The sequence below is a fragment of the Vibrio owensii genome (assembly GCF_002021755.1).
GTDB lineage: Bacteria > Pseudomonadota > Gammaproteobacteria > Enterobacterales > Vibrionaceae > Vibrio > Vibrio owensii.
Genome location: NZ_CP019960.1, coordinates 548,172 through 573,946 on the forward strand (window position 1 = coordinate 548,172; position 25,775 = coordinate 573,946).

Annotated in this window: 25 protein-coding genes; 17 read left to right on the plus strand and 8 right to left on the minus strand. The window is 44.6% G+C overall.

Translation table 11 applies throughout. The annotated features are described in order from the left end of the window. The first annotated feature begins 151 nt into the window (after nucleotides 1–151). The gene (locus tag A9237_RS19060) at nucleotides 152–2,788 is read left to right on the plus strand and encodes a hybrid sensor histidine kinase/response regulator (RefSeq protein ID WP_078609124.1); all 2,637 of its coding nucleotides are present in this window, start codon (nucleotides 152–154) and stop codon (nucleotides 2,786–2,788) included. A 59-nt stretch (nucleotides 2,789–2,847) separates the two neighbouring features. Next, entirely contained in the window at nucleotides 2,848–3,837 is a 990-nt protein-coding gene (locus tag A9237_RS19065) for a Gfo/Idh/MocA family protein (protein ID WP_078609126.1), read from the plus strand. A gap of 78 nt (nucleotides 3,838–3,915) precedes the next feature. Here the strand turns inward: A9237_RS19065 and A9237_RS19070 are convergent, their stop codons facing one another. Continuing rightward, complete coding sequence (locus tag A9237_RS19070) at nucleotides 3,916–5,241, minus strand: MATE family efflux transporter (protein ID WP_078609128.1); 1,326 nt, start codon at nucleotides 5,239–5,241, stop codon at nucleotides 3,916–3,918. Nucleotides 5,242–5,364: 123 nt separating this feature from the next. Beyond that, nucleotides 5,365–5,679: a DUF496 family protein gene (locus tag A9237_RS19075; RefSeq protein ID WP_005442423.1), complete on the minus strand. Its 315-nt coding sequence runs from the start codon at nucleotides 5,677–5,679 to the stop codon at nucleotides 5,365–5,367. 238 nt (nucleotides 5,680–5,917) lie between these two features. On the opposite strand from A9237_RS19075, the gene A9237_RS19080 reads away from it, so the two are divergent. The 5 genes from A9237_RS19080 (at nucleotide 5,918) to luxQ (ending at nucleotide 11,217) form a co-directional block, all read left to right on the plus strand. Then, complete coding sequence (locus tag A9237_RS19080) at nucleotides 5,918–6,121, plus strand: hypothetical protein (RefSeq protein ID WP_009704769.1); 204 nt, start codon at nucleotides 5,918–5,920, stop codon at nucleotides 6,119–6,121. Nucleotides 6,122–6,214: 93 nt separating this feature from the next. Next, nucleotides 6,215–6,868, plus strand: coding sequence for a YceH family protein (locus A9237_RS19085; protein WP_078609130.1), 654 nt, complete (start codon nucleotides 6,215–6,217; stop codon nucleotides 6,866–6,868). Further along, nucleotides 6,865–7,179 (plus strand): GIY-YIG nuclease family protein, encoded by a 315-nt coding sequence (locus A9237_RS19090; protein ID WP_020194123.1) that lies wholly within the window; start codon nucleotides 6,865–6,867, stop codon nucleotides 7,177–7,179. Before A9237_RS19085 ends, A9237_RS19090 begins: the two co-directional genes overlap by 4 nt. Before the next feature lie 361 nt (nucleotides 7,180–7,540). Next, nucleotides 7,541–8,638 (plus strand): autoinducer 2-binding periplasmic protein LuxP, encoded by a 1,098-nt coding sequence (locus A9237_RS19095; protein ID WP_009704766.1) that lies wholly within the window; start codon nucleotides 7,541–7,543, stop codon nucleotides 8,636–8,638. Then, nucleotides 8,638–11,217: a quorum-sensing autoinducer 2 sensor kinase/phosphatase LuxQ gene (gene luxQ / locus A9237_RS19100; protein WP_038893588.1), complete on the plus strand. Its 2,580-nt coding sequence runs from the start codon at nucleotides 8,638–8,640 to the stop codon at nucleotides 11,215–11,217. The genes A9237_RS19095 and luxQ overlap by 1 nt, the downstream gene beginning before the upstream one ends. Nucleotides 11,218–11,274: 57 nt before the next feature. Here the strand turns inward: luxQ and A9237_RS19105 are convergent, their stop codons facing one another. After that, a complete protein-coding gene (locus tag A9237_RS19105; RefSeq protein WP_009704764.1) occupies nucleotides 11,275–11,937 on the minus strand; it encodes a PilZ domain-containing protein in 663 nt (220 codons plus the stop codon). A gap of 93 nt (nucleotides 11,938–12,030) precedes the next feature. After that, entirely contained in the window at nucleotides 12,031–12,957 is a 927-nt protein-coding gene (locus A9237_RS19110) for a DMT family transporter (protein ID WP_078609132.1), read from the minus strand. Nucleotides 12,958–13,106: 149 nt separating this feature from the next. On the opposite strand from A9237_RS19110, the gene A9237_RS19115 reads away from it, so the two are divergent. Next, the gene (locus A9237_RS19115) at nucleotides 13,107–13,562 is read left to right on the plus strand and encodes an Lrp/AsnC family transcriptional regulator (RefSeq protein ID WP_039985186.1); all 456 of its coding nucleotides are present in this window, start codon (nucleotides 13,107–13,109) and stop codon (nucleotides 13,560–13,562) included. 44 nt (nucleotides 13,563–13,606) lie between these two features. After that, nucleotides 13,607–14,221, plus strand: a complete 615-nt coding sequence (locus tag A9237_RS19120) for a class I SAM-dependent methyltransferase (RefSeq protein WP_078609134.1) — start codon at nucleotides 13,607–13,609, stop codon at nucleotides 14,219–14,221. Nucleotides 14,222–14,277: 56 nt separating this feature from the next. On the opposite strand, the gene A9237_RS27640 is transcribed toward A9237_RS19120, so the two are convergent. Both A9237_RS27640 and A9237_RS19130 read right to left on the minus strand, forming a co-directional pair. After that, nucleotides 14,278–14,508 carry a hypothetical protein gene (locus A9237_RS27640; protein ID WP_078609136.1) on the minus strand — a complete coding sequence of 77 codons (231 nt, stop codon included), beginning with the start codon at nucleotides 14,506–14,508 and terminating at the stop codon, nucleotides 14,278–14,280. A gap of 175 nt (nucleotides 14,509–14,683) precedes the next feature. Continuing rightward, nucleotides 14,684–15,235: an ATPase gene (locus A9237_RS19130; protein WP_237358455.1), complete on the minus strand. Its 552-nt coding sequence runs from the start codon at nucleotides 15,233–15,235 to the stop codon at nucleotides 14,684–14,686. Nucleotides 15,236–15,400: 165 nt separating this feature from the next. Between A9237_RS19130 and A9237_RS19135 the strand changes: the two genes are divergently transcribed. The 4 genes from A9237_RS19135 (at nucleotide 15,401) to secF (ending at nucleotide 19,603) form a co-directional block, all read left to right on the plus strand. Next, a complete protein-coding gene (locus tag A9237_RS19135) occupies nucleotides 15,401–16,069 on the plus strand; it encodes an SH3 domain-containing protein (protein ID WP_078609138.1) in 669 nt (222 codons plus the stop codon). Nucleotides 16,070–16,213: 144 nt separating this feature from the next. Next, a complete protein-coding gene (locus A9237_RS19140) occupies nucleotides 16,214–16,693 on the plus strand; it encodes a hypothetical protein (protein ID WP_078609140.1) in 480 nt (159 codons plus the stop codon). 166 nt (nucleotides 16,694–16,859) lie between these two features. Further along, nucleotides 16,860–18,698 carry a protein translocase subunit SecD gene (gene secD / locus A9237_RS19145; protein ID WP_054823757.1) on the plus strand — a complete coding sequence of 613 codons (1,839 nt, stop codon included), beginning with the start codon at nucleotides 16,860–16,862 and terminating at the stop codon, nucleotides 18,696–18,698. Nucleotides 18,699–18,700: 2 nt separating this feature from the next. Next, nucleotides 18,701–19,603, plus strand: a complete 903-nt coding sequence (gene secF, locus A9237_RS19150) for a protein translocase subunit SecF (RefSeq protein WP_009704757.1) — start codon at nucleotides 18,701–18,703, stop codon at nucleotides 19,601–19,603. A 118-nt stretch (nucleotides 19,604–19,721) separates the two neighbouring features. Here secF and A9237_RS19155 read toward each other — a convergent pair whose 3' ends face one another. Beyond that, nucleotides 19,722–19,988, minus strand: coding sequence for a hypothetical protein (locus A9237_RS19155; protein ID WP_005435281.1), 267 nt, complete (start codon nucleotides 19,986–19,988; stop codon nucleotides 19,722–19,724). A gap of 13 nt (nucleotides 19,989–20,001) precedes the next feature. Next, entirely contained in the window at nucleotides 20,002–20,622 is a 621-nt protein-coding gene (locus tag A9237_RS19160) for a LysE family translocator (protein WP_078609142.1), read from the minus strand. Between the two features lie 753 nt (nucleotides 20,623–21,375). Here A9237_RS19160 and A9237_RS19165 point away from each other — a divergent pair. From A9237_RS19165 to phaC, 4 genes are all read left to right on the plus strand, one after another. Next, a complete protein-coding gene (locus tag A9237_RS19165) occupies nucleotides 21,376–22,116 on the plus strand; it encodes an SDR family oxidoreductase (RefSeq protein ID WP_005435287.1) in 741 nt (246 codons plus the stop codon). Between the two features lie 11 nt (nucleotides 22,117–22,127). Then, on the plus strand, nucleotides 22,128–23,336 hold the full coding sequence (locus tag A9237_RS19170) for an acetyl-CoA C-acetyltransferase (protein WP_078609145.1): 1,209 nt from the start codon (nucleotides 22,128–22,130) through the stop codon (nucleotides 23,334–23,336). A gap of 44 nt (nucleotides 23,337–23,380) precedes the next feature. Continuing rightward, nucleotides 23,381–23,728 carry a phasin family protein gene (locus A9237_RS19175; protein ID WP_005435289.1) on the plus strand — a complete coding sequence of 116 codons (348 nt, stop codon included), beginning with the start codon at nucleotides 23,381–23,383 and terminating at the stop codon, nucleotides 23,726–23,728. A gap of 66 nt (nucleotides 23,729–23,794) precedes the next feature. Next, the gene (gene phaC / locus A9237_RS19180) at nucleotides 23,795–25,570 is read left to right on the plus strand and encodes a class I poly(R)-hydroxyalkanoic acid synthase (protein ID WP_009704754.1); all 1,776 of its coding nucleotides are present in this window, start codon (nucleotides 23,795–23,797) and stop codon (nucleotides 25,568–25,570) included. The last annotated feature ends 205 nt before the right edge of the window (nucleotides 25,571–25,775 follow it).

The following is a 25,775-nucleotide window of genomic DNA, read 5'->3' on the forward strand; positions in this document are numbered from 1 at the left end:
GTGCAACAAAGGGCTCTAAGTGTTGTTTTTGCCTATTTGAGCAGATAAGCGAAGCAAAAGCGTCAATAAAACCCTTCGCATAAGTTCATATTCAATCTATGAAAGTAGTCTAGTATTAATTCGAGGGCCTTTTATTAACTCGGGCGAACGGATGATAAAACTTTCTATAAAATTACGTTTAGCTCTACTCGCACTGTTACCTGCGGTGGTTATTTCTGTGTTTGCCGTTCACCAATTCTCTGTTAACTCCCAACGAGTCGCCAGACTCAATCAAACCGTTAGTAATATCCAAGGCTTAAAGCTGATTTCAGAAGCCTCTCACTTTGTATACGAGATGGAGAAAGAGCGTCACCAATATGGAGAAGAACAGCCTCTTCCTATTGAAGTCAAAGTTCAACGAGATAAAGCGCTCGCTATTTATGACAAGTTCATGAAAAACAGCCACACCTTGGAGTATTCCGAAGATTTAAAGCAAGCCATGTTAGATGTGATCTCTGGTGACATAAGGGGCAGTGTGGATGCAGGAGATTGGTCATTTCGTCTCTTACAGGAAATGTCTGAAGCATTGGTTCAGCATTACCACCTATTCGACAGTGACGAAGCGCATTGGATGCAAGACTTCATTGCTTATCTCGCGCAGCTTTCTTATTGGACTCAAAAAGAGGCATGGTTAACCTATCGCTTGGTGTTAGAGCCAGAAAGCAAGCCGAATCAAGGGATGTTTTTCCAAGCAATTGAGCGACAACAGCAAAGTTTGGAAGGGTTTCTAAAGCTAGGGGCTTCAAATGAACAAGTTGATAAACTACTGAGCTTGTACACATCGCCGCGCTATCTCTCTGGCATTGAAGCTCGTGGACGTTTGATGGCTGGTGAGTTGTCGCAATCGGATTATGTGACTTATCTGAGAGATCTCGACCATCGCGTGCAACGTTTACAAGTGATGACGGAAGGGTTCACGCAACAAGTTGAAAGCGCGTTATTAGTCCAAGTCAGTTCTCAAAAACAAAGCATCACGCTGATGACGTCGGGAGTCATGGTCATCATCGTCTTATTGTGTTGGTTGGGATTTGGTACTTGGTATCGAGTGCACAGCAAACTGGACGCCATTATTCACTCTCTCAACACTCTCATCCATGAGCATGTGAAAGGAGAAAAGGTTGCCGTTGACGGTAATGATGAATTCACTATTTTCGCGCAGCAAGTTAATCGCATGATGGAAGAGCAAAACCGACAAACAGAAGAGATTCTTAAAACCAAAGAGTCAGCCATCTCTGCAAACCGCGCAAAATCGGTCTTTCTTGCCAGTATGTCTCATGAAATACGAACTCCGCTGAATGGCATTATTGGGATGACGGAGATACTGTCCCAAAGTGATCTTTCCGATCATCAGAAAGAAGTCTTAACCGATATTGATACTTCGTCTCATACCTTGTTGACTCTGCTAAACGACATTCTCGATTTGTCGAAAATTGAATCCGGGCACTTGCAACTTTCTTTAATCGAGACAGACATTCGCGAGGTCGTTTATCAGTCGATGATTTTATTTCAATCCAAGGCAACGTCTAAGCAATTGGAATTAAACATCAACCTGGATGAACGTATTCCTCCGCGCATTATGGTCGACGATCACCGCATCAAACAGATCATCATGAACTTAGTTTCGAATGCGGTGAAGTTCACCCATGAAGGGCACATTTCAGTCGATGTTGATTATCAAGAGTCGACGACGCAAAAGAGCGTTTTCCTAACGTTCAGAGTGACAGACACAGGGGTAGGTATTGAGCGAGACAAACTGAATACCATATTCGAACCTTTTACTCAGGAAGATGAAGGCATCTCACGCCAGTTTGGTGGCACCGGATTAGGTTTAGCGATTTGTCGTCAATTGGTTGCCATGATGGGGGGCAAACTCACCGCGACGTCATCGAAAGGAATTGGAACCAGTTTCGAATTCTCAATCGAAGTGGAAGTGCTTCCAATTGTTGGCTGGCGTTCAGAAATAATCCGAACCGGTATACTCATCGCAGACCAATACCCTTACACCGACCAAATCGTCAAAGAATGCCGCTTGGCAGGAATACAACTCTCAGAGGTTAAGCACATTGATGATTTGACCTCCTCCGCAAGAGAATCTGAAGTCATTTTTTACTGTCATGATGGCAAAAGTAAGCTGGATTCAGCTATTGATGAGTTAGAGAGTTATGTCGACGCAAGCCGAATCATTGTGTGTCAGCATCATCTCACTACCACCTATACCAACTCGGAACGAATTCATGCGGTGTTGACTCAGCCATTTCTTGGTAATCGCTTTAGGCATGCCATTGATGAGCTTGCTCAAGTTGAGCAGAATGCCAAAAGTTACCATGTCACGCAATCGGCTGTGATTCACAATATTAATCAGTCACGCACGCATCGTCGCATTTTGATTGCCGAAGACAATTTGATGAACCAAAAGATAGCCAGTTTCTTTCTAGATAAAGCAGGGTACGATTATCTTATCGCGAGCAATGGGCAGGAAGCTCTGGAGGCAATCACCACAGGCGAGCAGTTTGATGCCATATTGATGGATTGCATGATGCCAGTAATGGACGGGTTGACTGCGACAAAAGAGATTCGTCGTTGGGAGAAAGAAGTCGGGAGCGACAAAATCACAATCATTGCTCTTACAGCTAGCGTGCTAGAAGAAGATATCCAAAACTGTTTTGCTGCAGGGATGGACGCATACTTACCGAAACCTTACAAATCGAATCAACTATTTGAGTTGTTTAATGAACTAAAGCTTGCTTAAATCGCACTTGAAAGCCGGACTCTTTACGGCTTTTAGAACGATAAAGAAAAGGAAGTAACATGTTCAAACTTGCTGTAATCGGGACAAACTGGATCTCTCAACAATTTGTTGAAGCAGCGATTCAGACCAAAGAATTTTGCCTTCAAGCCGTTTACTCACGCGATGTAGAGAAAGCGCGCGAATTTGGCTCACCTTACAACGCAGAAGCATACTACGACAGCCTAGAGGCGTTGGGTGCCGATGAGAGTATTGACGCGGTGTACATTGCGAGCCCTAACTCATTTCACGCGCCTCAAGCAATGCAAATGCTTAAAGCCGGTAAGCATGTGATTTGTGAAAAGCCAATGGCGTCTAATTATTCTCTTGCTCAAGCGATGTTCAAAACGGCTGAAGAGAATAACGTCGTATTGTTTGAAGCCTTCATGTCGCCATACACACCAAACTTCCAAGTGCTAAAAGATAGCCTTCCGACAATTGCTCCTCTTCGTCATGCCACCATTAGCTACTGTCAGTATTCTTCTCGTTACCAGAAATACCTGAACGGTGAGAACCCAAATACCTTCAATCCAGAGTTTTCGAACGGTTCTATCATGGACATTGGTTACTACTGTGTTGGTTCTGCTGTTGAGTTGTTTGGAGAGCCTAACAGCGTGCAAGCAAGTGCTCATGTTCTGCCTTCCGGCGTTGATGGTTGTGGCAGCGTGACGCTCGCTTACGATGGCTTTAATGTGAACCTATTGCACTCGAAGGTGAGTGATTCACTTATCCCAAGTGAATTCCAAGGTGAACAGGGCAGTGTGCTGGTGGATATGATTGCCACAGGTCGTGGCGTTGAACGCATTCTACGTGGCGAAGACAAAAAAGTTCTCACGCTACCTCAAGAAGAGAACCACATGTTCTATGAAGCGCAGGCGTTTGCTAACCAACTGAAACTTGGCTCGATTGACCCTCAAATGAAGCAGCGCTCATTGACGGTTGCCAAAGTGCTTACTGAAGTGAGAAGACAAACTGGTGTTGTGTTCCCTGCCGATAAAATCGCATTAGGCTAATTTACTCAACTTCTCAATCAAACACTGAAAAGCCCTCGTTATGAGGGCTTTGTTTTGTGCGATATTCTTAAATTGTTTTTAAGCGGATGCAAGCTTATGAATGGTTTTGCGATACGTAATATAAGCGGCAATGCCAGCCATTATGTTACCGAGACAAGCTCCGATAAGTAGTCCTTTGATTCCGCCCATTTGTGCACCGACCCACAGGCAAGGAAGGAAAAACAAGAACAGACGCAATGCTGAAATCGTTAACGCGGTGTATGACTTGCCTAGAGCATTGCAGATAGACACCATCAGCATACACACGCCCAAAGAGCCCAAGCTAATTGGCACAATCATCAGGTGCATTTCAAGTACGTTGGTCACTTCTGCATCGCTGGTCATCAGTAGCGCAAGTGGGTTTGCGGCGATAAACGTAATCACTGCAATCATCAGCTGGAAACCTAGAATGAACTTCACCGCGATAGAAATCAGCGACTGGATATCAGTGTAGTTTTTTGCGCCCAACAAACGACCAACCATCGGTGGCATAGACATGGTTAATGCCAATACCGAAACGATAGCGAAGAACTCGTAGCGAGACCCCAATGCCCAAGAAGCGACAGCGGCAGTACCAAAGCCTGCAAGTAGCTTGGTTGCTAACATAGAAGAGAGCGGTGGTAGAAGCTGGCTGATCATCGCTGGGCCCATGATATTACCAATGGAAGTGATGCTCTTAACCACATTCAAATCTTGCCACTGGAAGGTTGCCCAATGGTTTTTTTGAACACGAGGAGCGACGACCAATATACCGAAACCAAAGGCGATGATGGTGGCAATGGCTGCACCGTTAATCCCCAAGTCAAATGTGAAGATAAATAACGGATCGAGCACTAAGTTCACACCGCTGGTGACCATCATCATGGTACCAGGTAGCATGGTGTTGCCATTGGCGCGGCAAATACTGTAGTAGAAGTACAGTACCGCGCCTACCCAAGAACTCAACAGCCACCAAGGCCAGTAACTGTCGATGATTGGCATCACGGTATCAGGTGCGCTCAATAGTGAGAGAATAGGGTAGCGTAATAGCCAGATAAGCAAGCCAAATACAGCCACGCCTACAGAGCCAATCATCAGGACGAGACCGCCTAGTTGTTTTGCATAGCGAGTGTCATTTGCGCCTAGCGCTTTTGAAATAACAGCGGTGGTAGCAATGCCGAGGCCAACTTGGATGCCAATAACCACCATTTGCAAAGGCAGAGTAAAGCCTTGAGCCGCGAGCGGCAAAATGCCCAGTTGACCGATGAAGGCACTGTCAACAAGTTGAAAGCTCATCAATGACAACACACCAAAGAGCATTGGCCATGTCATAGTAAACAGTTGTTTTGCTAACGTCGGTTGTGCGTTAGAAGAAGTAGAAGGCATAGGAACGTTGAGTGTGTTTAGAACAGAAATTGATTTTATTGTACACAGTGTACAACAAAGAGACAAAAAGAAACCCCGAGCAAGTTATCCCTGCTCGGGGTTGAATTCTGAAACTAATTCGACTTATTTTTTGCCGCTAGTTTGCTTGTCTTCTTCAGTCAGCTCGCGGATACGACGGCTGATATCACGACGTGCTTTAGAGATTTCTGCACTCTTGATGATGTGATCGTCAACGCGGTCTTCGTAATCTGCTTTCATGTTTTTGATGATTGCTAGGATTTCATCGTGAGTCATTTCTGGCTTGATGTAGTCTAGTAGGTTTTCTAGTAGATCTACACGTTTACGGTTGTCACGAACTTTTTTCTCGTTATCAAGCAGCTCACGTTTTAGTTTGTTTTTACGACGAGCTTGGTTCACGATTTCAAATACGCTACTCATGGTTCCCTTTCCTAATTTGTGAATATCTGACTCGATTAAAGCACAACATCTCGTGGCATAACAGTCTTTAGATCAAACGTCATGCTGGGTTGAGCATTTATCCATCAATTCTGATGAGCTATTAACAATCGAGTGTTAAAAGCGTGAATGTTGCTCACTTGAACGCAGGGACTCGTTGTCATGGTGATGCCTTCGCTATATTATCAGCGTCATTCAATACAAAAATATGAAGCTCGAAATGAACTCTGGGACTATTGCGGAGCAAGTTGAAAGCCAAGATGTCGAAACCCAAAACGACTCTCTGGCGGCCAAGCTCAAAGCATCCTATGTTGCGGCGAGAACGCAACTTGAAATCACTGAAGTCGAACTCAATCGTTCGAAGATAATGATGATTGATGAGAATGGAAAAATGACCAAGGTGTCGATTCTCTCAGAGCATTAAGACCTAACCCGATTCGCAAAGGGTGTCAGGTCCATGCGCTATGCTTTAGCCTGATACCCAAATTCAAATGCAACAATAATAAGGAAATGCATTATGAAAGTTGAGCTAACGGCAATTGAAGCACGAGTAATTGGCTGCTTAATCGAAAAAGAAGTGACCACCCCCGACCAATACCCTCTAAGCCTTAACGCGCTGACTAACGCATGTAACCAAAAAAGTAACCGCGAACCAGTAATGTCGCTATCCGAAGCCGATGTACTGGATGCGGTTGATGCGCTGATTGAGCGCCGTCTAGTCAGCGACGAAAGTGGTTTTAACAGCCGCGTGAGCAAATACCAACATCGATTCTGCAATACTGAATTTGGCGATCTAAAACTGACGGAGCAAGAAAAGGGCATCGTATGCTGCATGTTGCTTCGTGGCGCGCAAACTCCAGGTGAAATTCGCACTCGTACTAACCGTCTGGCTACTTTCAATGATGTAAAAGAAGTCGAAAACGTACTTGAGCATCTAGCAAGTGATGAGAAAGGCCCACTTGTGGTTAAGCTTCCTCGTGAAGCTGGCAAACGTGAATCACGCTACATGCACCTATTCTGTGGTGAAGTGGATGTGAGTGAGTTGGCAGTAGCAAGCGCAGCCCCTTCTTCTGCGGCTTCTGAACGTATTGCTCAATTAGAACAAGAAGTCGCGGAACTTCGTGAAGAGCTTGCAGCGCTAAAAGAGCAGGTTGAATCTCTACTTTCATGAGTGAGACTGCCGAGCAGAATTGGAGCGTTTACCTGATTCGTAATAACCGCAATGCGCTGTATTGCGGTGTGACGAATAACGTTGAGCGACGCTTCAAGCAGCACGAGAGTGGGAAAGGCGCGAAAGCCTTAAAAGGCAAAGGGCCGCTAACGTTAGAGTGGTCCTGTTCTTTTGAGAACAAAAGCATGGCAATGAAGGCTGAATATTTCATCAAGCAGCTTACCAAGACGAAGAAAGAACTGTTGGTGCAAAAAAGTGCGGATATTCAGGTAGGTGAAGACCAATTGCTTGCATTTCAAACGCGTAAATAACAACGCTAAGAGATCATCCAGTTGCTTGATAGGCGTTTGAGTTAAATCTAGCAAGTACAACCCTCAATCGGTCAAAAAGTGCAAAATTGTGCAGCTAGTTCAACGTTTGTCCTCTAAATTAATACCTAATTATGTCAAAAAATAAACCGCCTTCAAATGGCGGTTTATTTTTGGCGCTTGTGGGTATCATTTCGGGCGCTTGTACCACATAATACGTTGATGTCCGTTCGGCTTTATATCAACAATATTTATATAGAAACGGACAATTTATGGAAGATGAAATTAATAGGGTAAAGGATGACTCGGCTAGGTAATAAAATAGAGCAGCTCCATGCTCCATAAAAAACTAAATGAGCAACAAATGAATAAAGCGTTACTATTTTCCTTAATTTCTATGGTGAGTTTTTCTCCAGTTACCCACGCCACTCAAGTGTTGAATGGGTACTGGGCATATCAAGAATTCTTAGATGAATTTCCTGAGCAGAGAAAACTGACCAATGCGTTGGCGGAAGCCGTTCGAGAGCGTCCTGTTCCGCTTTCTAAAGCCAAAAAGCGTCCACTCAAAATATCGGTTGTTTATCCAGGACAACAGGTGTCCGATTACTGGGTAAGAAACATCGCTGCATTTGAAAAACGACTAGACAAGTTGAATATCAACTATCAAATCAACCAAGTATTTACACGACCAAATGCCGATATTAAGCAACAGAGCTTGTCATTAATGGAGGCGCTTAAGAGCAAATCCGATTATTTGATTTTCACGCTTGATACGACAAGACACCGTAAATTTGTTGAGCACGTATTAGATTCCACCAACACCAAATTAATCTTACAAAATATCACCACGCCAGTGCGTGAATGGGATAAACATCAGCCATTTTTATATGTTGGGTTTGACCATGCAGAAGGCAGTCGTGAACTCGCAACAGAATTCGGAAAGTACTTCCCAAAACACACATATTACAGTGTGCTTTACTTTTCTGAAGGGTACATTAGCGACGTAAGAGGTGACACTTTCATTCACCAAGTTAACCGTGACAATAACTTTGAGCTACAATCAGCGTACTACACGAAAGCAACCAAGCAATCCGGCTATGAGGCCGCGAAGGCGAGTTTAGCGAAACACCCAGACGTTGATTTTATTTATGCGTGTTCGACCGATGTGGCTTTAGGCGCTGTTGATGCATTGGCTGAGTTGGGTCGTGACGACATTATGGTTAATGGATGGGGTGGAGGCTCTGCTGAGCTAGACGCTATTCAAAAAGGCGATTTAGACATTACCGTCATGCGTATGAATGACGATACTGGCATCGCCATGGCAGAAGCCATTAAGTGGGACTTGGAAGGAAAGCCAGTGCCAACCGTATACTCCGGTGACTTTGAAATTGTCACAAAGGCGGATTCACCGGAACGAATCGAAGCGCTTAAAAAGCGTGCATTTAGATATTCAGATAATTGATGACGACAACGCGATCAAACATAAAAAAGCGTCGCTCTCTGGCGACGCTCATTACAAAGATCATCATCCTTGTTCTTGCTCCGATCATTCTAGGGATTTTCATTCAGAGCTACTACTTCTCCAAGCAGATAATCTGGCAAGAAGTAGACAGGACGAAGCAACAAACCTCTGCACTGATCCACAATATATTTGATAGCCACTTTGCGGCGATTCAAATACATCATGACAGCAACTCCAAAAGTGAAGTGATTCGTGATTTTTACACCAGTCGAAATACGGATGCGCTCAACTTCTTCTTTCTCAGCATCGACCAGAGCGACCCGTCACACACACCAGAATTTCGCTTTCTGACCGATCACAAAGGCATTATTTGGGACGATGGCAATGCACATTTCTATGGTGTGAATGACCTGATTCTGGATAGCCTTGCCAATCGAGTGACCTTTAGCAACAACTGGTACTACGTGAATGTGATGACCTCTATTGGGTCAAGGCACATGCTGATTCGTCGAGTTCCTGTATTAGATCCGCCAACAGGTGAGGTGCTTGGCTTTTCGTTCAATGCCGTTGTGTTGGACAACAACTTTGCGTTGATGGAAAAACTCAAGAGTGAGAGTAACGTCGATAACGTCGTCTTGATTGCCAATAACGTGCCCCTAGCGAACTCTTTGATTGGCGATGAGCCTTATGATGTGGTGGATGTACTGCACCGTAAAGCTTCAGACAGAAGGCTCGATAAACTGCTGGTGATTGAAACTCCAATTGAAGTGAATGCGGTGACGACCGAGCTTTGCCTGTTGACGGTACAAGACAACCAGAGCGTCGTGACGTTACAAATTCAACACATTTTGGCCATGCTGGCTTCTATCATTGGTATGATCATGATTGCGCTCATGACCAAAGAGTGGATTGAAAGCAAAGTGGCGGCTCAGTTGGAATCTTTGATGTCCTATACTCGCTCTGCGCGAGAGGAGAAGGGGTTTGAACGATTTGGTGGCTCGGATATCGAAGAGTTTGACCACATAGGCTCAACTCTAGAAAGTACCTTTGAAGAGCTAGAAGCACAGAAAAAGTCGTTCCGAGATCTGTTTAATTTTGCGCTATCGCCAATCATGGTTTGGTCTGAAGAAAGCATCTTGATTCAAATGAACCCAGCAGCGCGCAAAGAGTTAGTGATTGAAGACGATCACGAAACTATGCATCCGGTATTCCAAGGTTTCAAAGACAAACTGACGCCACACCTTAAGATGGCCGCCCAAGGCGCGACATTGACGGGCGTTAACGTGCCTATCGGTAACAAGATCTACCGTTGGAACTTGTCACCAATTCGTGTTGATGGTGATATCAGTGGCATTATCGTTCAAGGCCAAGACATTACAACGCTTATCGAAGCTGAGAAGCAGAGTAATATTGCTCGTCGAGAAGCGGAGAAATCAGCGCAAGCACGAGCCGATTTCCTTGCCAAGATGAGCCATGAAATCCGCACGCCTATCAACGGCATTCTTGGTGTTGCTCAGTTGCTTAAAGATTCGGTAGAAACGGAAGAACAGAAGAACCAAATCGATGTACTTTGTCACAGTGGCGAGCATCTACTGGCGGTATTGAACGACATTCTTGATTTCTCGAAGATAGAGCAGGGTAAATTCAATATTCAGAAACATCCATTCTCGTTCACCGATACGATGCGTACGTTGGAAAACATCTACCGTCCAATCTGTGCGAACAAAGGGGTCGAGTTGGTTATCGAGAACAAACTTGATCCGAATGTTGAGATCTTCACTGACCAAGTTCGCCTCAATCAAATCCTGTTTAATTTGGTGAGCAATGCCGTTAAGTTCACCCCTTCTGGTTCGATTCGCCTAAATGCCGAACTGGAGCAATTCTACGGCGCAGATAACAGCGTTTTAGTGGTGGAAATCACCGACACGGGTATCGGTATTGAATCCGACAAACTAGATCAAATGTTTGAACCTTTTGTGCAGGAAGAGGCAACGACCACACGTGAGTACGGTGGAAGCGGCCTAGGTTTGACCATCGTGAAGAACCTTGTCGACATGCTAGAAGGTGACGTTCAAGTTCGCAGTAGCAAGGGGGTGGGGACCACGTTTGTTGTGACGCTCCCAGTGAAGGATCGTGAACGCGTATTGAGACCTTTAGAGGTTAGCCAACGTGTTAAGCCAGAACTCTTGTTTGATGAGAGTTTGAAAGTGCTATTGGTGGAAGACAACCACACCAATGCGTTTATTCTTCAGGCTTTTTGCAAGAAGTACAAGATGCAGGTGGATTGGGCTAAAGATGGGTTGGAAGCGATGGAGTTTCTTGCTGATAATACCTATGACCTTATTTTGATGGATAACCAGTTGCCGCACCTTGGTGGTATCGAAACAACACATGAGATTCGTCAGAACTTACGTTTAGGTACACCGATTTACGCATGTACAGCGGATACCGCGAAGGAAACCAGCGATGCGTTTATGGCAGCAGGCGCGAACTACGTTTTACTTAAGCCTATAAAAGAAAACGCATTACATGAGGCGTTTGTCGATTTTAAGCAGCGGTTCTTGCTTGAAAGGACATAATGAAAAAGAGAGAGGGAGCGAAATGCTCCCTTTTTGTATCTGATTGTTTGCTAAATCTTAAATAGTGCTGGCCGAAAAAGATTGCTCCAGCAGTTCATTCTTAAGTGCTTCCGTCATATCGAGAGGCTCTGCAAACTTAACCCCAACAATCCAGCCTTTTTGTAGCTTTTTGATATTGGCGATAGAGCAGCGGTTGTCTTCATCAATGTAACCACTTAAAGGGGACTCAATCGTGATTCTATCCCCAACGGCAAACTCTGGTTCAATCAGAGTGGATATACCGCACCCAGAAAGTGAGAAGTCGACCAAACAGCCGTCGTATTTATTGCTCATGTGGTCGATCGCGCAATCGAGCTGCAATTTATAGCGCTCATGCTCTCGTACTGGCTTCGTTGCAAACGTTGCAGGGATTCGAATAAACAGCAATGGCGAAGGACGAACTAAGTTCATCAACACGCTCGTTTTGAAAGCGACAACATGCCCAAGATCGGTGTCTGACACTCCACGAATAACCACATCTACATTGTTGAGTTTTCTAAGTGCTTGCTCTTCCAATAAGCGAGTAGGTATATCGAGGATGATATAAGCGTTTTCTTTCAGCCCCAGATAGGTCGCAGCGTAAATGTACTTTTCGTCCTGACCAAACTCAAAGTTAATTGAGAGTCGCATCCCTGTTTTTAGGAATTTATTCAGTTCATCTTTAGTATGAGTGGATGGCATAACTTCTGACGTTTTAATTTATTATCCAGACAGGTTATCAAATCGCCGTTTTTGCTTTCAATAGGCGAAATGAAAAGTTATGCAGTTTTATTCTTATCTGTGAACGGGAGGCTGATAATTTTGGCTAGGATCTTGTTCCATGAGAACATTGCTTGCGACGATGCTTCCGCAGGTAACGAACAGCAGCGCACACCAAGTGAGAGTATCTGGTTGTTCGTTAAAGACAGGAATCGCTAATAACGTTGCTAATACGGGCGTGAGTGACCCAAATGCCGCACTGGCTTCTGCACCTATGGTTCTAACCGCGTAAAGGAAGGTGAACGAAGCCAACAAGCCTGCTCCTATGCCTTGTAACATCAAGTGACCAAACAACTCATTCCAAGGCCATTGATTGACAGGCGTTGATGCAAGGTAGCTATCAAGCCAGCCAAAACCAACCGCGATGATCAGTAGTGCAAATGAAATCAGCGAAACAAACCCAGCACAAACATACGCACTCAAATTGGCGACGCGCGCACTAATGGTGAAGCCTGCCCACATCAAACTGCCAACCAAAAACAGAAGATGCCCTTTTAATTGCAGCCAGTTGTATTCTGCACCAACGTTAGATAGCAAGAAGATCAGGATGCCGAGTAAAACTGCGGATAAGCCGATGATGCGATGTTGACTTAATGGTTGTTGATAACACACTACTGCGATCGTAGAGACAAATAGCGGCAAAGTGCCAGGGATAAGTGCGCTGCCATGAGAGACGGGCGCAAAGTGCATTGCTGTACCAGCGACGAGGAGATAAGGCAGACCGCTGCCCACAACGATACCCAGTAAGTATTTGCTCGGTACAGCACGGATGTTATCCATAGACTTTAGAACGAATGGAAGCAGCACAATGGCAGGGATAAGAAAGCGTGCTAACGCAATGTCGGCGGGTTGAAGGTTTGATATCGCGCCCCCGCGTAGTGAGAGAAAAAAGCCCGACCAAAGAAATAACGTTGTGATGATTGCGGCGTATCCAAGTGCCATAAGGCGTTCCGTGCGTTTGTAAATAATGTGTTAATTATCGAATGAAAGTGACGCTCAATGGTGGCAAAATATGACCGAATATAATTAGAACTTAGCGGTTTTCATCTTGGAATGAATGTTATTTGGTGAAATTTGGCAAGGAAGACGTAATGGATAAAATTGATCGACTGTTATTGGATTTGATCCAACAAGACGCCACAATGACGACAAGCGAGCTCGCGGATAAGGTTGGGCTTTCTGCTTCGCCTTGTGCGCGAAGAATAAAACGCCTAGAGCAAGAGGGCGTGATCAGTGGTTACCGAGCAATGATTTCTCGCGAACAAGCAGGTATTGCGATGACAGTGTTCGTAGAAGTCAGTCTAAACAACCATCAAGCGGCCTCTATTGATGATTTTGAGCAAGCAATTAGCGATATGGAAGAGGTGATTTCATGCCATGTGGTCTCTGGCGCTTATGACTACTTGTTAGAGGTCGTGAGCAAAGATCTCACCGGGTACGAAGCTTTCACGCGTAAACTACAACGACTTGAAAACGTCAAAGACATCCATACGCATCTGGCCATCCGCCAAGTGAAGGGCAATGGTAACCTGCCAATTTACTCGTAAATACGTCGATTCACGGGTAACCCATACAAAGGTAATAAGGCATTATGAAGTGGCTCGATAGATTACGCATCGCACACTATCACCGAAAAAGACACAAGCAGTTTGGTGACGACAAAGCGAGAACACTTGGTTGGCAAGACACTTTTAGCCAAATCACGCGCTTTGAAGCTCTATGCCGGGATCTAGAGTTAGATGGTAAAAGCGTTCTCGATATTGGTTGTGGTTATGGAGACTTATTGACCTTCATCGAACAAAAGGGCGGCAGCCCAAGCCTTTATGTTGGCATCGATCAGCAAAAACAGTTTGTCGCGGAGTCTCGCACGCGCAGTTTCCGGACAAAGACTCAATTTATTCGTGGTGATTTTTCGAAATTGGTGTTGCCAAAGTCGGACTACGTGATTGCTTCGGGCTCATTGAATTACCAGTCCGCAAACCCGGATCATACAGTAGAGATGATAGAGAAGATGTATCATGCGGCGAACATCGCATGTGCGTTTAATCTTCTGGATGAGGCCAAATTACCGAGCATGAGATTACTAGAATCTCATAACAAAGAGGGCGTGTTGCGTTACTGCAAATTGCTGAGTGAAAGGAGTTATCTCATTGAGGGATATTCCGACCATGATTTCACGGTGGTGATGCCTAAGCTGAGCAAATAGCGCGCAATAAAAAACGGAGCCAGTTTCCTGCCTCCGTTTGCGTATTCTTTTAAGCCTTATTGGTATTTGTATTTTGAGATCTCACAGTTGCCTGTGTGTCTATCAACCTTGAATGAGAACGCGGCTGAATGGTATTCCCTCCCATCGCTCCAAATTGTTTCTCCAAAGATTTTACAAAGGTCCAAATCACTGATTGAACCAAACTCTTTAACGTGCCTAACTACTGACAAAAACTTGGCTCTGGTAGCATTAGGACAATCCCTGTTACTTAAACGATTGATAACCATTGGTTTAGCATCATCTCCAGCCAAATGTGACTTTATATTAAATTTTGTTAATGGGTAAATTACCCAAAAACTGGTCGCAAGTAAAGCGTTATTGTGACGTACATCTCTATTATTTGACCTGTTTGTCTATTAATTGCTCAATTTTAAAAGGGGGACAATCCCAATATGAACAGATTTAATCGGAAACATTTTTTGCGTAATTTATCACTTCGATTTCTTTACCGTATTGGTTAGCTAAGGTGAGATATTTACCCGCTAAAACGCGGAACTCTTCCTGCATCTCAAGGGTATTGGTGAGATACCAGTTGGCTGAAATTTCATTCGATTTAGAACCACCTTTCTGGCAGTAAAAAACAATACGTTTCCAATTCTCTGCGATGTTTTGTGAGTGGTGCATCAACGCATTAATGGAACGCGACATCTCAATAAACTCTTGTTGTTGCTCTTTGGACTCCAACAATTGTTTTTTCAACATGGTTTTATTGGAAGGGGTTCGCCAAAGATTGGTGAGCTCATCAACTGAGAAGGTTTGCGAGAGCAACTGGTGCTCATTGTGCTCTCTCAACCTCTCATTAAACAAATTTGCATGCTCATTGTAGTTGGACTCTAAACGGTTGAATTGGGTAAGATTGTCATTCCACGATGCGTGATCACATTGAAGGTTTGCCAAAGCGGGAAAAGGCAGGAATAACAATATCCAACTGAACTTGTTCATCATTCTTTTCATGCTTACGGCTTTCAGGTTCATTGTTTTGGAATGAATGGTTTTACGATTATTGGTTTTGAAATTATTTGTTTTCACGTTACTTGGGTTCGCGTCAGCTATGCATCTTCTATCAGTATAGTTAGTGTGGAAGCGTCTAGTGCATAAGGAACAAAAAAGGAATCGAACATGAAGAAAGCCCTGATAGCGTTGGCCATTTTGCTTATATTAGGCGGAGCAGGAGCCGGGTATTACTTTTTCTTTATGCAAAAAGACGAGCCAGTGGTTGAGCAAAAGCCAGAGCCTGAGCAACCAAGCGAGCCAGAAGAAAAGCCAAAGCCGATCATGGATCTCGAAGCTCCAGCACCGGAAATCACCGAATACTACGTGACTGAGCGACGCATTAACGTGTACAACAAGCCGGAGAACCAAGCCTTAATCGTTGATACTCTCTACAAAGGTGAGAAAGTCTCTGTGCTTGAAAAAGCCGATGGTTGGTTCCGTTTATCAGATTACATCGTGTATGAAGAGGGTGGGGAAGAAACCGCTGAGTGGGTGGATTCAAAAGGGCTGTCTGATGCAGAGCCAGTTATCAAAGAACAAGAGCGTTTGGAAATCTTGGATGGCTACCTGCAAAAATCCGACGATTTAAAAACGCATTTGGATATGTTCCGCAACAAAACGCAGCAATTGCTTGATGATGAAACCTGTGACCCTAGTGATTTCGAAGAACTCGGTGGTTGGGTTCGCTCAGTTACCTATAAGAAGCGTAACGTGTACTTCATCTATTGTGGCGGACTGGAACAAGAAAACAAAATCTACTTAGATGTGGATAAAGGCGAAATATTTTATCGATGAATATAGCCTCAACCCTTATGGCCATTGCTTTCCACGATTGAAAACAGAGATTTATAACTTTTTAGTTGTTAAGTATAAGCAATAGGAATACTATCTCCGAGCTGAGTTGAAGAACTCGGCTCGTTTTGTTTTAAGTGAGCTATCATGCCTTGGATTTACGTTAGAAAACTGTTTTTGTTGCTTCTTGCAATGGCTTTGTCGCCAATGCAGGCGTCGGCTGCACAAACAGAACAAAAATCCTATTTGCCTCACTTTTCTAAACTGCAGCCATTTACGGCGAGCAGCTCTGCGTCTAACTCTCCGGTTGATTTCTCTGAATTGACTGAAGAAAGCACGCAGTCTCCAGTTTCTGAAGGGCATGCGCTTCAAGATTCACTGGCCATCTTTAATTCTCAGCGCTGGACATCGCATCTGCGTGAGAATATCGACGATGAACACATTGATTTTATTGGCGATTTAAATGCACCTTTCTACGCTGATGCTGGCTACGCTTATAGCCTAATGGACATCAGCTGGCGTCAAAACCAAGCCGTATTTAATCACTTCGTTAGCGACCATCGTCTTTCCGGCTGGAAAGAAACTAATGCTATGTACGTCGCCCTCAATAGTCAGTTTCCTGCGTAAGCACCATCACTCTGCACATCTTGTGCGTTCTTAACACGACAACTCTTCGACAGAGCGATTGAAGCTCTGGGCATTCTGTACCTGCATTTTAGTCAGGTGAGCGTTTTGTCGTGTCTTGAATCCAATTATTGAAAACTTCACTGTTTAGTGAAGGGATGATGTTTACATGAAGAAAACACCAAAACCACAAAAAACCAGAAAAGTGCTGAATCATTACTCAGCATGGAAATACGTCGTACTTATCACGACCATTATCATTTTAACCTTAAGTGCCATTCCAACTTGGTTTGGTGAGCAGCCTTCTATTCAGGTGACGTTTGCTGACCAAAACAACAGCGCAATGTCTGTGGTTCAGTTAGACCAATTGCTGAAAACGCACCACATTCCTGCGTCTAAGATCATTGAGAAAGACGGCAAAACCACCATCGTTTTTGATGGTGAAGACGCACAAAGTAAAGCGCGTGCATTGCTTAACGAACAGCTAGACAAAGATGACAACATTACGTTCTCTTACGTTTCTGTTGCGCCTGAATGGTTGAATGAAATGGGCTTTAGCCCTATCAAACTTGGTCTCGACCTTCGCGGTGGTGTGCAGTTCCTACTGAACGTAGATGTGAACAAAGCTTTCGAAGAACAACGTGATGCACTCGTTGATGAGATCAAAGCAAGCCTTCGTGAAGAACGTGTTCGTGGCGTTCAAGTTCGTGCAGAAGCGCACAACCACATCGCAGTAAACAGCGAAAACGAAGCGGGCCTAAAAGCAGCGAGCCAGTTCATTCGTCAAAACTACCCAGGTTGGACAATGACAAGCTCAGACCGTGGTTTTGAACTTCAACCAAGCGAACAAAACATCCAAGAATTCCAAACCACGACATTGCAACAAAACTTGAAGATCATGCGTGGCCGTATCGAAGAGCTTGGTATTACTGAAGCGTTGGTTCAACGCCAAGGTAAAGAGAGCATTCGTATTGAGCTACCAGGTGTTCAAGATCCTGCTCAAGCGAAAAACGTTATCGGTGCAACAGCGAGCCTTGCGTTCTACGAAGTAAAAGACGCTGGTCAAGCACGTAGTAGCCAAGATCTCGTTCTGAAAGACAACGATGGCCGCACAGTAATCCTAACCAAGCGTCCAGTACTAACGGGTGAGCACATCGTAAACGCGCGTGCGGGCGTTGATAAAATGGGCATGTCAGAAGTAAACATCTCTCTAGACCACGCGGGTGGTAAGAAGATGAGTGACTTCTCTGCAACACACATCGGCAAACCAATGGCGACTGTATACCGTGAGTACAAAACAGACGAACGTGGTATGACTGAGCGTAGCGAGCGCGTCATCAGTGTTGCAACTATCCAGTCTCAACTTGGTAGCCAATTCCGCATCACAGGTGCGGGCAGCATGGATGAAGCACAGCAACTTGCATTGCTTCTACGTGCGGGCTCTCTAACTGCGCCAGTAACCATTGTTGAAGAACGCACAATCGGTGCTTCTCTAGGTGCAGAGAACATTCAAAACGGTTTTGCTGCTCTAGCATTGGGTATGGGTCTAACACTTACATTTATGGCACTTTGGTACCGTCGTCTTGGTTGGGTTGCGAACGTGGCTTTGTGTGCAAACATGCTTTGCTTGCTTGGTCTAATCGCACTGCTTCCTGGTGCCGTGCTAACGCTCCCTGGTATTGCCGGTTTGGTTCTAACTGTCGGTATGGCGGTAGATACCAACGTAATCATCTTCGAACGTATCAAAGATAAAATGCGTGAAGGTCGTAGTTTTGCACAAGCTATCGACTTAGGCTTCGACAGCGCGTTCGCTACTATCCTTGATGCCAACATCACAACCATGATCACTGCTGTGATTCTATACGCGATTGGTAACGGTCCAATCCAAGGCTTTGCACTAACGCTAGGCTTGGGCCTGATGACCAGTATGTTTACTGGCGTATTCGCTTCTCGTGCAATGATCAATTTAATTTGGGGCCGCGATGGCCGTCGTGATGTGAGGGTTTAATCATGGTCGAAATGCTAAAACAAAATATCCGCAAGATTCGTTACTTCACGACTGTAGTATCGGTAATTCTAACGATTATTGCTCTGGTTGCTCTTGGTATGAAAGGGCTTAACCTAGGTCTAGACTTCACTGGCGGTATGGTTACTGAAGTGAAAGTCGATAAACAACTGACTAACCACGATCTGCTTAACGCACTTCAACCTAAGCTTGGTGAATCAACATCAGTAACACGCTCAGGTGAAGATGGCCGTTGGGTGATTCGCTACTCTGCGCCTGCAGAAGGTCAAACACTACCGAGCGTAGCTGATGTGCTTAAGCCTATTTCACACCAAGTGGATGTGGTGAGTAACAGCATCGTTGGTGCACAAGTGGGTCAAGATCTGTTCGATCAAGGTGGTTTGGCACTATTAGTCTCGGTACTAACGATTCTTGGTTACTTGTGTTTCCGCTTTGAATGGCGTCTGGCGAGTGGTTCTCTATTCGCATTAGCTCACGACGTTATCTTGGTATTAGGCTTCTTTGCGATTACACAAATGGAGTTCAACCTAACGGTGTTTGCGGCGATTCTGGCGATCCTTGGTTACTCGCTCAATGACTCGATCATCATCGCAGACCGAATTCGTGAATTGCTGGTGGCTAAGCAAAACTGGAAAACAGAGCAGATCAACGATGAAGCCGTACTGGCGACATTCTCTCGTACAATGGTGACATCAGGTACGACTCTGATCACTGTTGGGGCGTTGTGGATTATGGGCGGCTCGGCTCTGGCTGGCTTCTCAACAGCGATGTTTATTGGCGTACTTTCAGGTACGTGGTCATCCATCTCGATTGGTACGGTGCTTCCTGAATGGTTGAAGCTAGAACCAAAACACTACCTACCAGTAGAGATCGACACTGCACCATAATGCTTGGTGTTTAAGGTAAAAGTGCTTGCGCCACTCAATTTGAGTGGCGCTTTTTTATCTAGAGAAACGAGAAACGAGAAACGAGAAACGAGAAACGAAATAGAAAATAGAAGAGGGGCTATTTCACGCGCATCAAGCGATGTTTGACTGCACCTAAATCAAACTCAATGATTTGCGAACGCTTCATTGATTCAACTTTGGTAAGCATCGCCTCTTTATACCCTTTCTTTTTCATCCATTGTAATGGCTCAGAAAAACTGTCTTCATTAACCACATAAGACTCGCCTTTATGTTCGCCGGCATAGACGTTGACAACCCACACTCGGGCCTGAAAATCCAGCACTTCACCAATAGATTGCTTGAGCTTGTTTAAAATGTTCTTCATAGCTTTGGCTTTTCTAACTCATTAATAGCCATACACCCACACCCATCATCAAGGTGCCAGCGATTCGGTTCATTAAGCGTACGTTTTTTGATTGCCCCAGTAAACGCTTAAATCCTTTGCCGCCTGTTGCGTAAAGAGACATACAAATGAACTCAAACATCAAAATAATAGAAACCAGTATGACAAGTTGAGGTGCAAGATCAGCACTCTGATCGATAAAAGGAGGCAGAAGAGAAATCATAAACGCCCAGCCCTTTGGGTTCGCAATAGCAGTAACAAAGCCCTGCAAGAGCAAATCCCAGTTGCCGCTGGTAGGGACATCAACGTTCTCAACATTGATCGCGAGTTTGCCTCTTGAGCGCCACATTTCGATACCCAAGTAGAGTAAGTAACCACCACCAATCAATTTAAGTGCGGTAAATAACCAAGGGTAGTTAAGCATAATGGCTGCGATACCGAGTACTGCTGCGACAGAAACGAGAGCAACACCAACTAATTCGCCTGCCATCATCCATAGGGTTCGTCGATATCCGACACTCATCCCTAGTGTTAGAGCAAGCGTCATGCACATCCCAGGCGTAATAGAGACAAAAAAGAAGGTGGGGATGAACATGGTTAACAAGGCTGTATTCATGAATATTGATGATTGTATAAGTAAACAACTAGGCCACAAAGATAGTGCAAAAGGAGAAGAGATGCCACCTCTAAACAATCTTGAATGCGCCAGTATAGAGTTAATATTCAATTATTTAATAAAACTTAAATAGTAATTAAATGCATGCGACATATTAATGCGACATTGCACCAAAGAATGACATTTATAAATAAATGTGGCTGATTGGAATTAAGGTTAAAAGAATGTTTACTTGATATTTAATATTTTTCCAATAAACAAATTTATCACCAAGTGAGGTTTGTTTTAATAAATTAAATACTCAATAAAATGCTAAACAAATGATATGTTTCATATTTATTAGTAAGTCGGTTAGAAGTATTGCTCCAATGATTTAATCGCAATTTATTACTTGATTGAAGAAGGATGATCTTAAACTCTTAGTCAATGTAACGCACATAAAAATGCGTGCAACTTACTGAATAAGCAGTGTTTTTTTAATTTAATAATGACATTGTAGTTAAGGTTTTTTCTTTTAAAACATGAGCTTATGTTAAGTTAACGTTTTTATAGCATTTCATTGCGAGTGAGATCTAAATCAATCTTATGCAAATGAATGAGTTTTTTATTTGAAATGTAATATTTCTAGGTTAACTTAAAATAAAAGGCAGCAGAGGATTTGTTGCCACAAGAATAAATTAACACGTCAGTTGGCGATACATTTCGCCAGTGTCTTAATTCGCTTTTTTAATGCCGTTAAGAATGGAGTCTTCAATGAAGAAAGTCGCTTTGATCACTGGATCAAAAGGCGGAATTGGTTCTGCTATTTCCTCTCAATTAGTGAATGATGGTTATCGAGTAATAGCTACTTATTATACTGGTAATTATGAATGTGCTTTGGAATGGTTTAATGAAAAAGGGTTTACGAAAGATCAGGTACGCCTTTTTGAATTGGATGTCACCAACACAGCGCAATGTGCTGAAAAATTAGCACTTTTGCTTGAGGAAGAAGGAACCGTTGATGTCGTGATCAACAATGCAGGTATCACACGTGATGGCGTGTTTAAAAAGATGACTGCACAAGCTTGGAACGATGTAATCAACACCAACCTCAACAGCTTATTCAATGTCACACAGCCTTTATTCGCAACGATGTGCGAAAAGGGTGGTGGTCGCATCATTAACATCTCTTCTGTAAATGGCCTTAAAGGCCAGTTCGGTCAAGCAAACTACTCAGCGGCTAAGGCTGGCATGATTGGTTTCTCTAAAGCATTGGCGTACGAAGGTGCTCGTTCTGGCGTAACCGTGAACGTGATTGCTCCGGGATACACAGGCACGCCAATGGTTGAACAGATGAAGCCGGAAGTGCTTGAGTCTATTACTAACCAAATTCCAATGAAGCGTTTAGCTACGCCTGAAGAAATTGCAGCATCAGTAAGCTTCTTAGTGAGTGATGCCGGCGCGTACATCACTGGCGAGACATTGTCAGTGAATGGCGGCCTATACATGAGCTAAGGAGTGGGATGATGGAAAAAGTATTTATCGTTGCAGCGAAACGCACACCTATCGGTGCGTTTGGCGGAAGCTTAAAAAACACATCAGCAGGCGATCTAGCTGCGGTTGCGATCAAAGGTGCTCTTGAGGCCGCATCACTATCTGGCGATAAAGTTGATGAGGTTATCGTTGGTAACGTGATTGCCGCAGGGCAAGGCATGGGTGTTGGGCGTCAAGCGGCATTGTTTGCTGGCATTCCAGAGTCAGTCCCTGCATACGGCGTTAACATGGTTTGCGGCAGTGGTATGAAAACCGTCATGGATGGCGTTTCTCATATTCGCAGTGGCGATGCAGAAATCGTTGTGGCTGCAGGTGTAGAAGTGATGTCACAAATCCCATTCATTGTGCCTAGCGTTGTACGTGATGGTAACAAGATGGGCAACATGGAGTTGAAAGATCTCCTTATTGCAGACGGTTTGACCGACGTTTACAACCAATACCACATGGGCGTAACCGCAGAAAATGTGGCTAAGGAAGTGGGCTTATCGCGTCAACAACAAGACGAATATGCACTTTTAAGCCAGCAGAAAGCCGTGGCTGCGATTGAAGCAGGCAAGTTCAAAGATGAAATTGTCCCAGTAGAAGTCAAGCAGCGCCGCGAAACTGTTGTATTTGATACAGATGAATATCCAAAAGCGAACGCGACGCTAGAAGGTTTGAGCAAGCTACGTCCTGCGTTTGACCGTGAAGGTACAGTAACCGCAGGTAACGCTTCAGGTATCAACGACGGTGCAAGTGCCATCATTTTAGCATCAGAAAGCGCGGTTCAAGCGCATGGTCTGACGCCAATTGCTGAAGTGGTGAGCTACGCTCAATCCGGCTTGGATCCTAAGATTATGGGTCTTGGTCCTGTGGAATCAGTGAATAAGGCGCTGAAAAAAGCCGAGCTGAAAACCAGCGACATTGATGTTTATGAACTGAATGAAGCCTTTGCTGCGCAAGCACTAGGTGTGATTCATAAACTGGCAGAAACCAACCAAGTACCAGTGAGCTCAATTCAAGATAAAGCCAACTTTAATGGTGGTGCTATCGCATTGGGCCACCCACTCGGTGCATCGGGTAACCGCATTCTGGTTACGCTAGTACACGAACTTCACAAACAAGACGGTCAGTACGGTGTTGCTTCACTTTGTGTAGGCGGCGGTATGGGCACGGCTGTGGTTGTAAAAGCAGTTAAGTAGTTATTTAAACGGACATTTTTAATTCTTTCTCTAGGAGATAAACCATGTACACTGATTTCTTCAAAACTTTTAGCGATCAAACTGAAAAGAATCTAGAACCATACTTGAAGTTCAACAAGCTAGTGACAAAGAACGTGGAAGTTCTTACTGAGCTTCAACTGAACGCAATCCGCACTTACAGTGAAGTTGGCCTAAACCAGATGAAAGCAGCGTCTGAAATCAAAGACGTGACTTCTCTAACGGCTTTCAACAGCCAACAGCTAGCTGTTCTTACTAAGCTTTCTCAGCAAATGATGGACGACAGCAACAAGCTGCAATCTATCGCGAAAGAATTCAAAGAAGACGTTGAGCAAATGACTTCGGAAAACCTTAAGACTGTTACTCCTGCGTAATACGTCCGCTTATCGCCGCCCGAGATCTTGGGCGGCGTTGTTTTTTCCGAATACAGGAGTAAGACTATGTTTCAACACTTCTTTTCGGACTATCTTGTAAAGCTTCAGGAAACCAATCATCAGTGGTGGCATGATTTCGAAGTGAACAAGGCAGTCGTGAATTCTCCTTTGAATAAGGCCATGCAAGAAGTGAACTTCGAAGATACTGCCAAACTGTTCGAACAAGCGGCAAACCAGCCAGCGGCGATTTTAAAGTTACAAGCCGAATGGTGGGAGCAACAGCTTCAAATATGGCAGAATGTGGCACTAGCGGGCAACCAAACACAAATTATCGAAGCAGAGAAGGGCGATAAGCGTTTCTCAAACGATGCTTGGCAACAAGAAGCCATGTACAGCTTCATCAAACAATCCTACTTATTGTTCAGCAAGACATACCTCGACACGCTTGATTCTATCGAAGGTCTTGATGAGAAGACGAAAGAGCGTATTACTTTCTTTTCTCGCCAAGCTATCAATGCACTCTCTCCATCTAACTTCATTGCGACTAACCCAGAACTGCTTAAACTCACTCTTGAGCAAAATGGTGAAAACCTGCTGACGGGGCTGGAAAAGCTTAAGGAAGATGTTGAGTCGAGTGCCGATATTCTCAAAGTGCGCATGACCAACAATAATGCCTTCCGTGTGGGGGATGATGTTGCGACAACGCCGGGTGACGTGGTTTTCCAAAACGAACTGTTTGAGTTGATTCAATATCGTCCTTTGACAGAAAAAGTGAATGCAACACCACTGCTGATCGTCCCGCCGTTTATCAATAAATACTACATCCTTGACCTAACGGCGAAGAACTCTATGGTTCGCTGGTTGCTAGAGCAAGGTCACAGCGTATTTATGATGTCTTGGCGCAATCCGGGTAAAGAGCAGGCTCACGTTGAGTTTGGCGACTACGTAACGGAAGGCGTGGCGAAAGCGGTCACGGCGATTGAAGATATTACTGGCCAAGAGCAGATCAACGCAGCGGGTTATTGCATCGGTGGTACGGTTCTGGCGAGCACGGTTGCGTACTATGCGGCGAAGCGTATGAAGAAGCGCATTAAGTCGGCAACCTTCTTTACCACGCTACTGGACTTCTCTCAGCCGGGCGAAGTAGGGGCGTACATCAACGATACCATCATCAGTGCAATTGAAACGCAAAACAACGCGAAAGGTTACATGGATGGTCGCTCTCTTAGCGTGACGTTCAGTTTGCTGCGTGAGAACAGCTTATATTGGAACTACTACGTTGATAACTACCTCAAAGGCAACAGCCCTGTAGACTTCGATCTTCTGTACTGGAATAGCGACAGCACCAATGTGAGTGCAGCTTCCCACAACTTCTTATTGCGTGAACTCTATCTAGAGAACAAGCTCGTTCAAGACAAGGGCGTGAAGATCGGTGGCGTCTGGATCGATCTAAATAAGATTAAGATCCCGAGCTACTTTGTATCGACCAAAGAAGACCATATCGCATTGTGGCAAGGAACCTATCGTGGTGCACTCAATACTGGCGGCAACAAGACCTTTGTGTTGGGCGAGTCTGGCCACATCGCGGGTATCGTTAACCATCCTGCTAAAAACAAGTATGGCTACTGGTTAAACGACAACCTTGATGACTCGGCTGATGAATGGTTTAACAACGCTAATCACCAGGAAGGCTCTTGGTGGACGCATTGGCATCAATGGCTGTTGCAATTCAACCCAGAAGAGCAAGTTGAGCCGTTCCCTGTGGGGTCAGAGCAGAATCCAGTGATTGAAGACGCTCCGGGTCAGTACGTAAGACAAGTATTGCCAATCAAAGAGTCCTAAGCTGCTCCTCACAGCAGTCTCATTTGGCGGCCTACCATGGTCGCCTTTTTTGTTTTGGCGTACCTCAAGGAAGCCGAGGAGGCTTAGTGAGGGAGTGAAGCACGGAAGCTTGAGTTATGGTAATGAGAGTTTGAGTCGGTGGGAGGGGATTGAAAACAGAACTTCTTAGAGCATTGTCAGCGGAATTGAATTGTCAAAACCACAA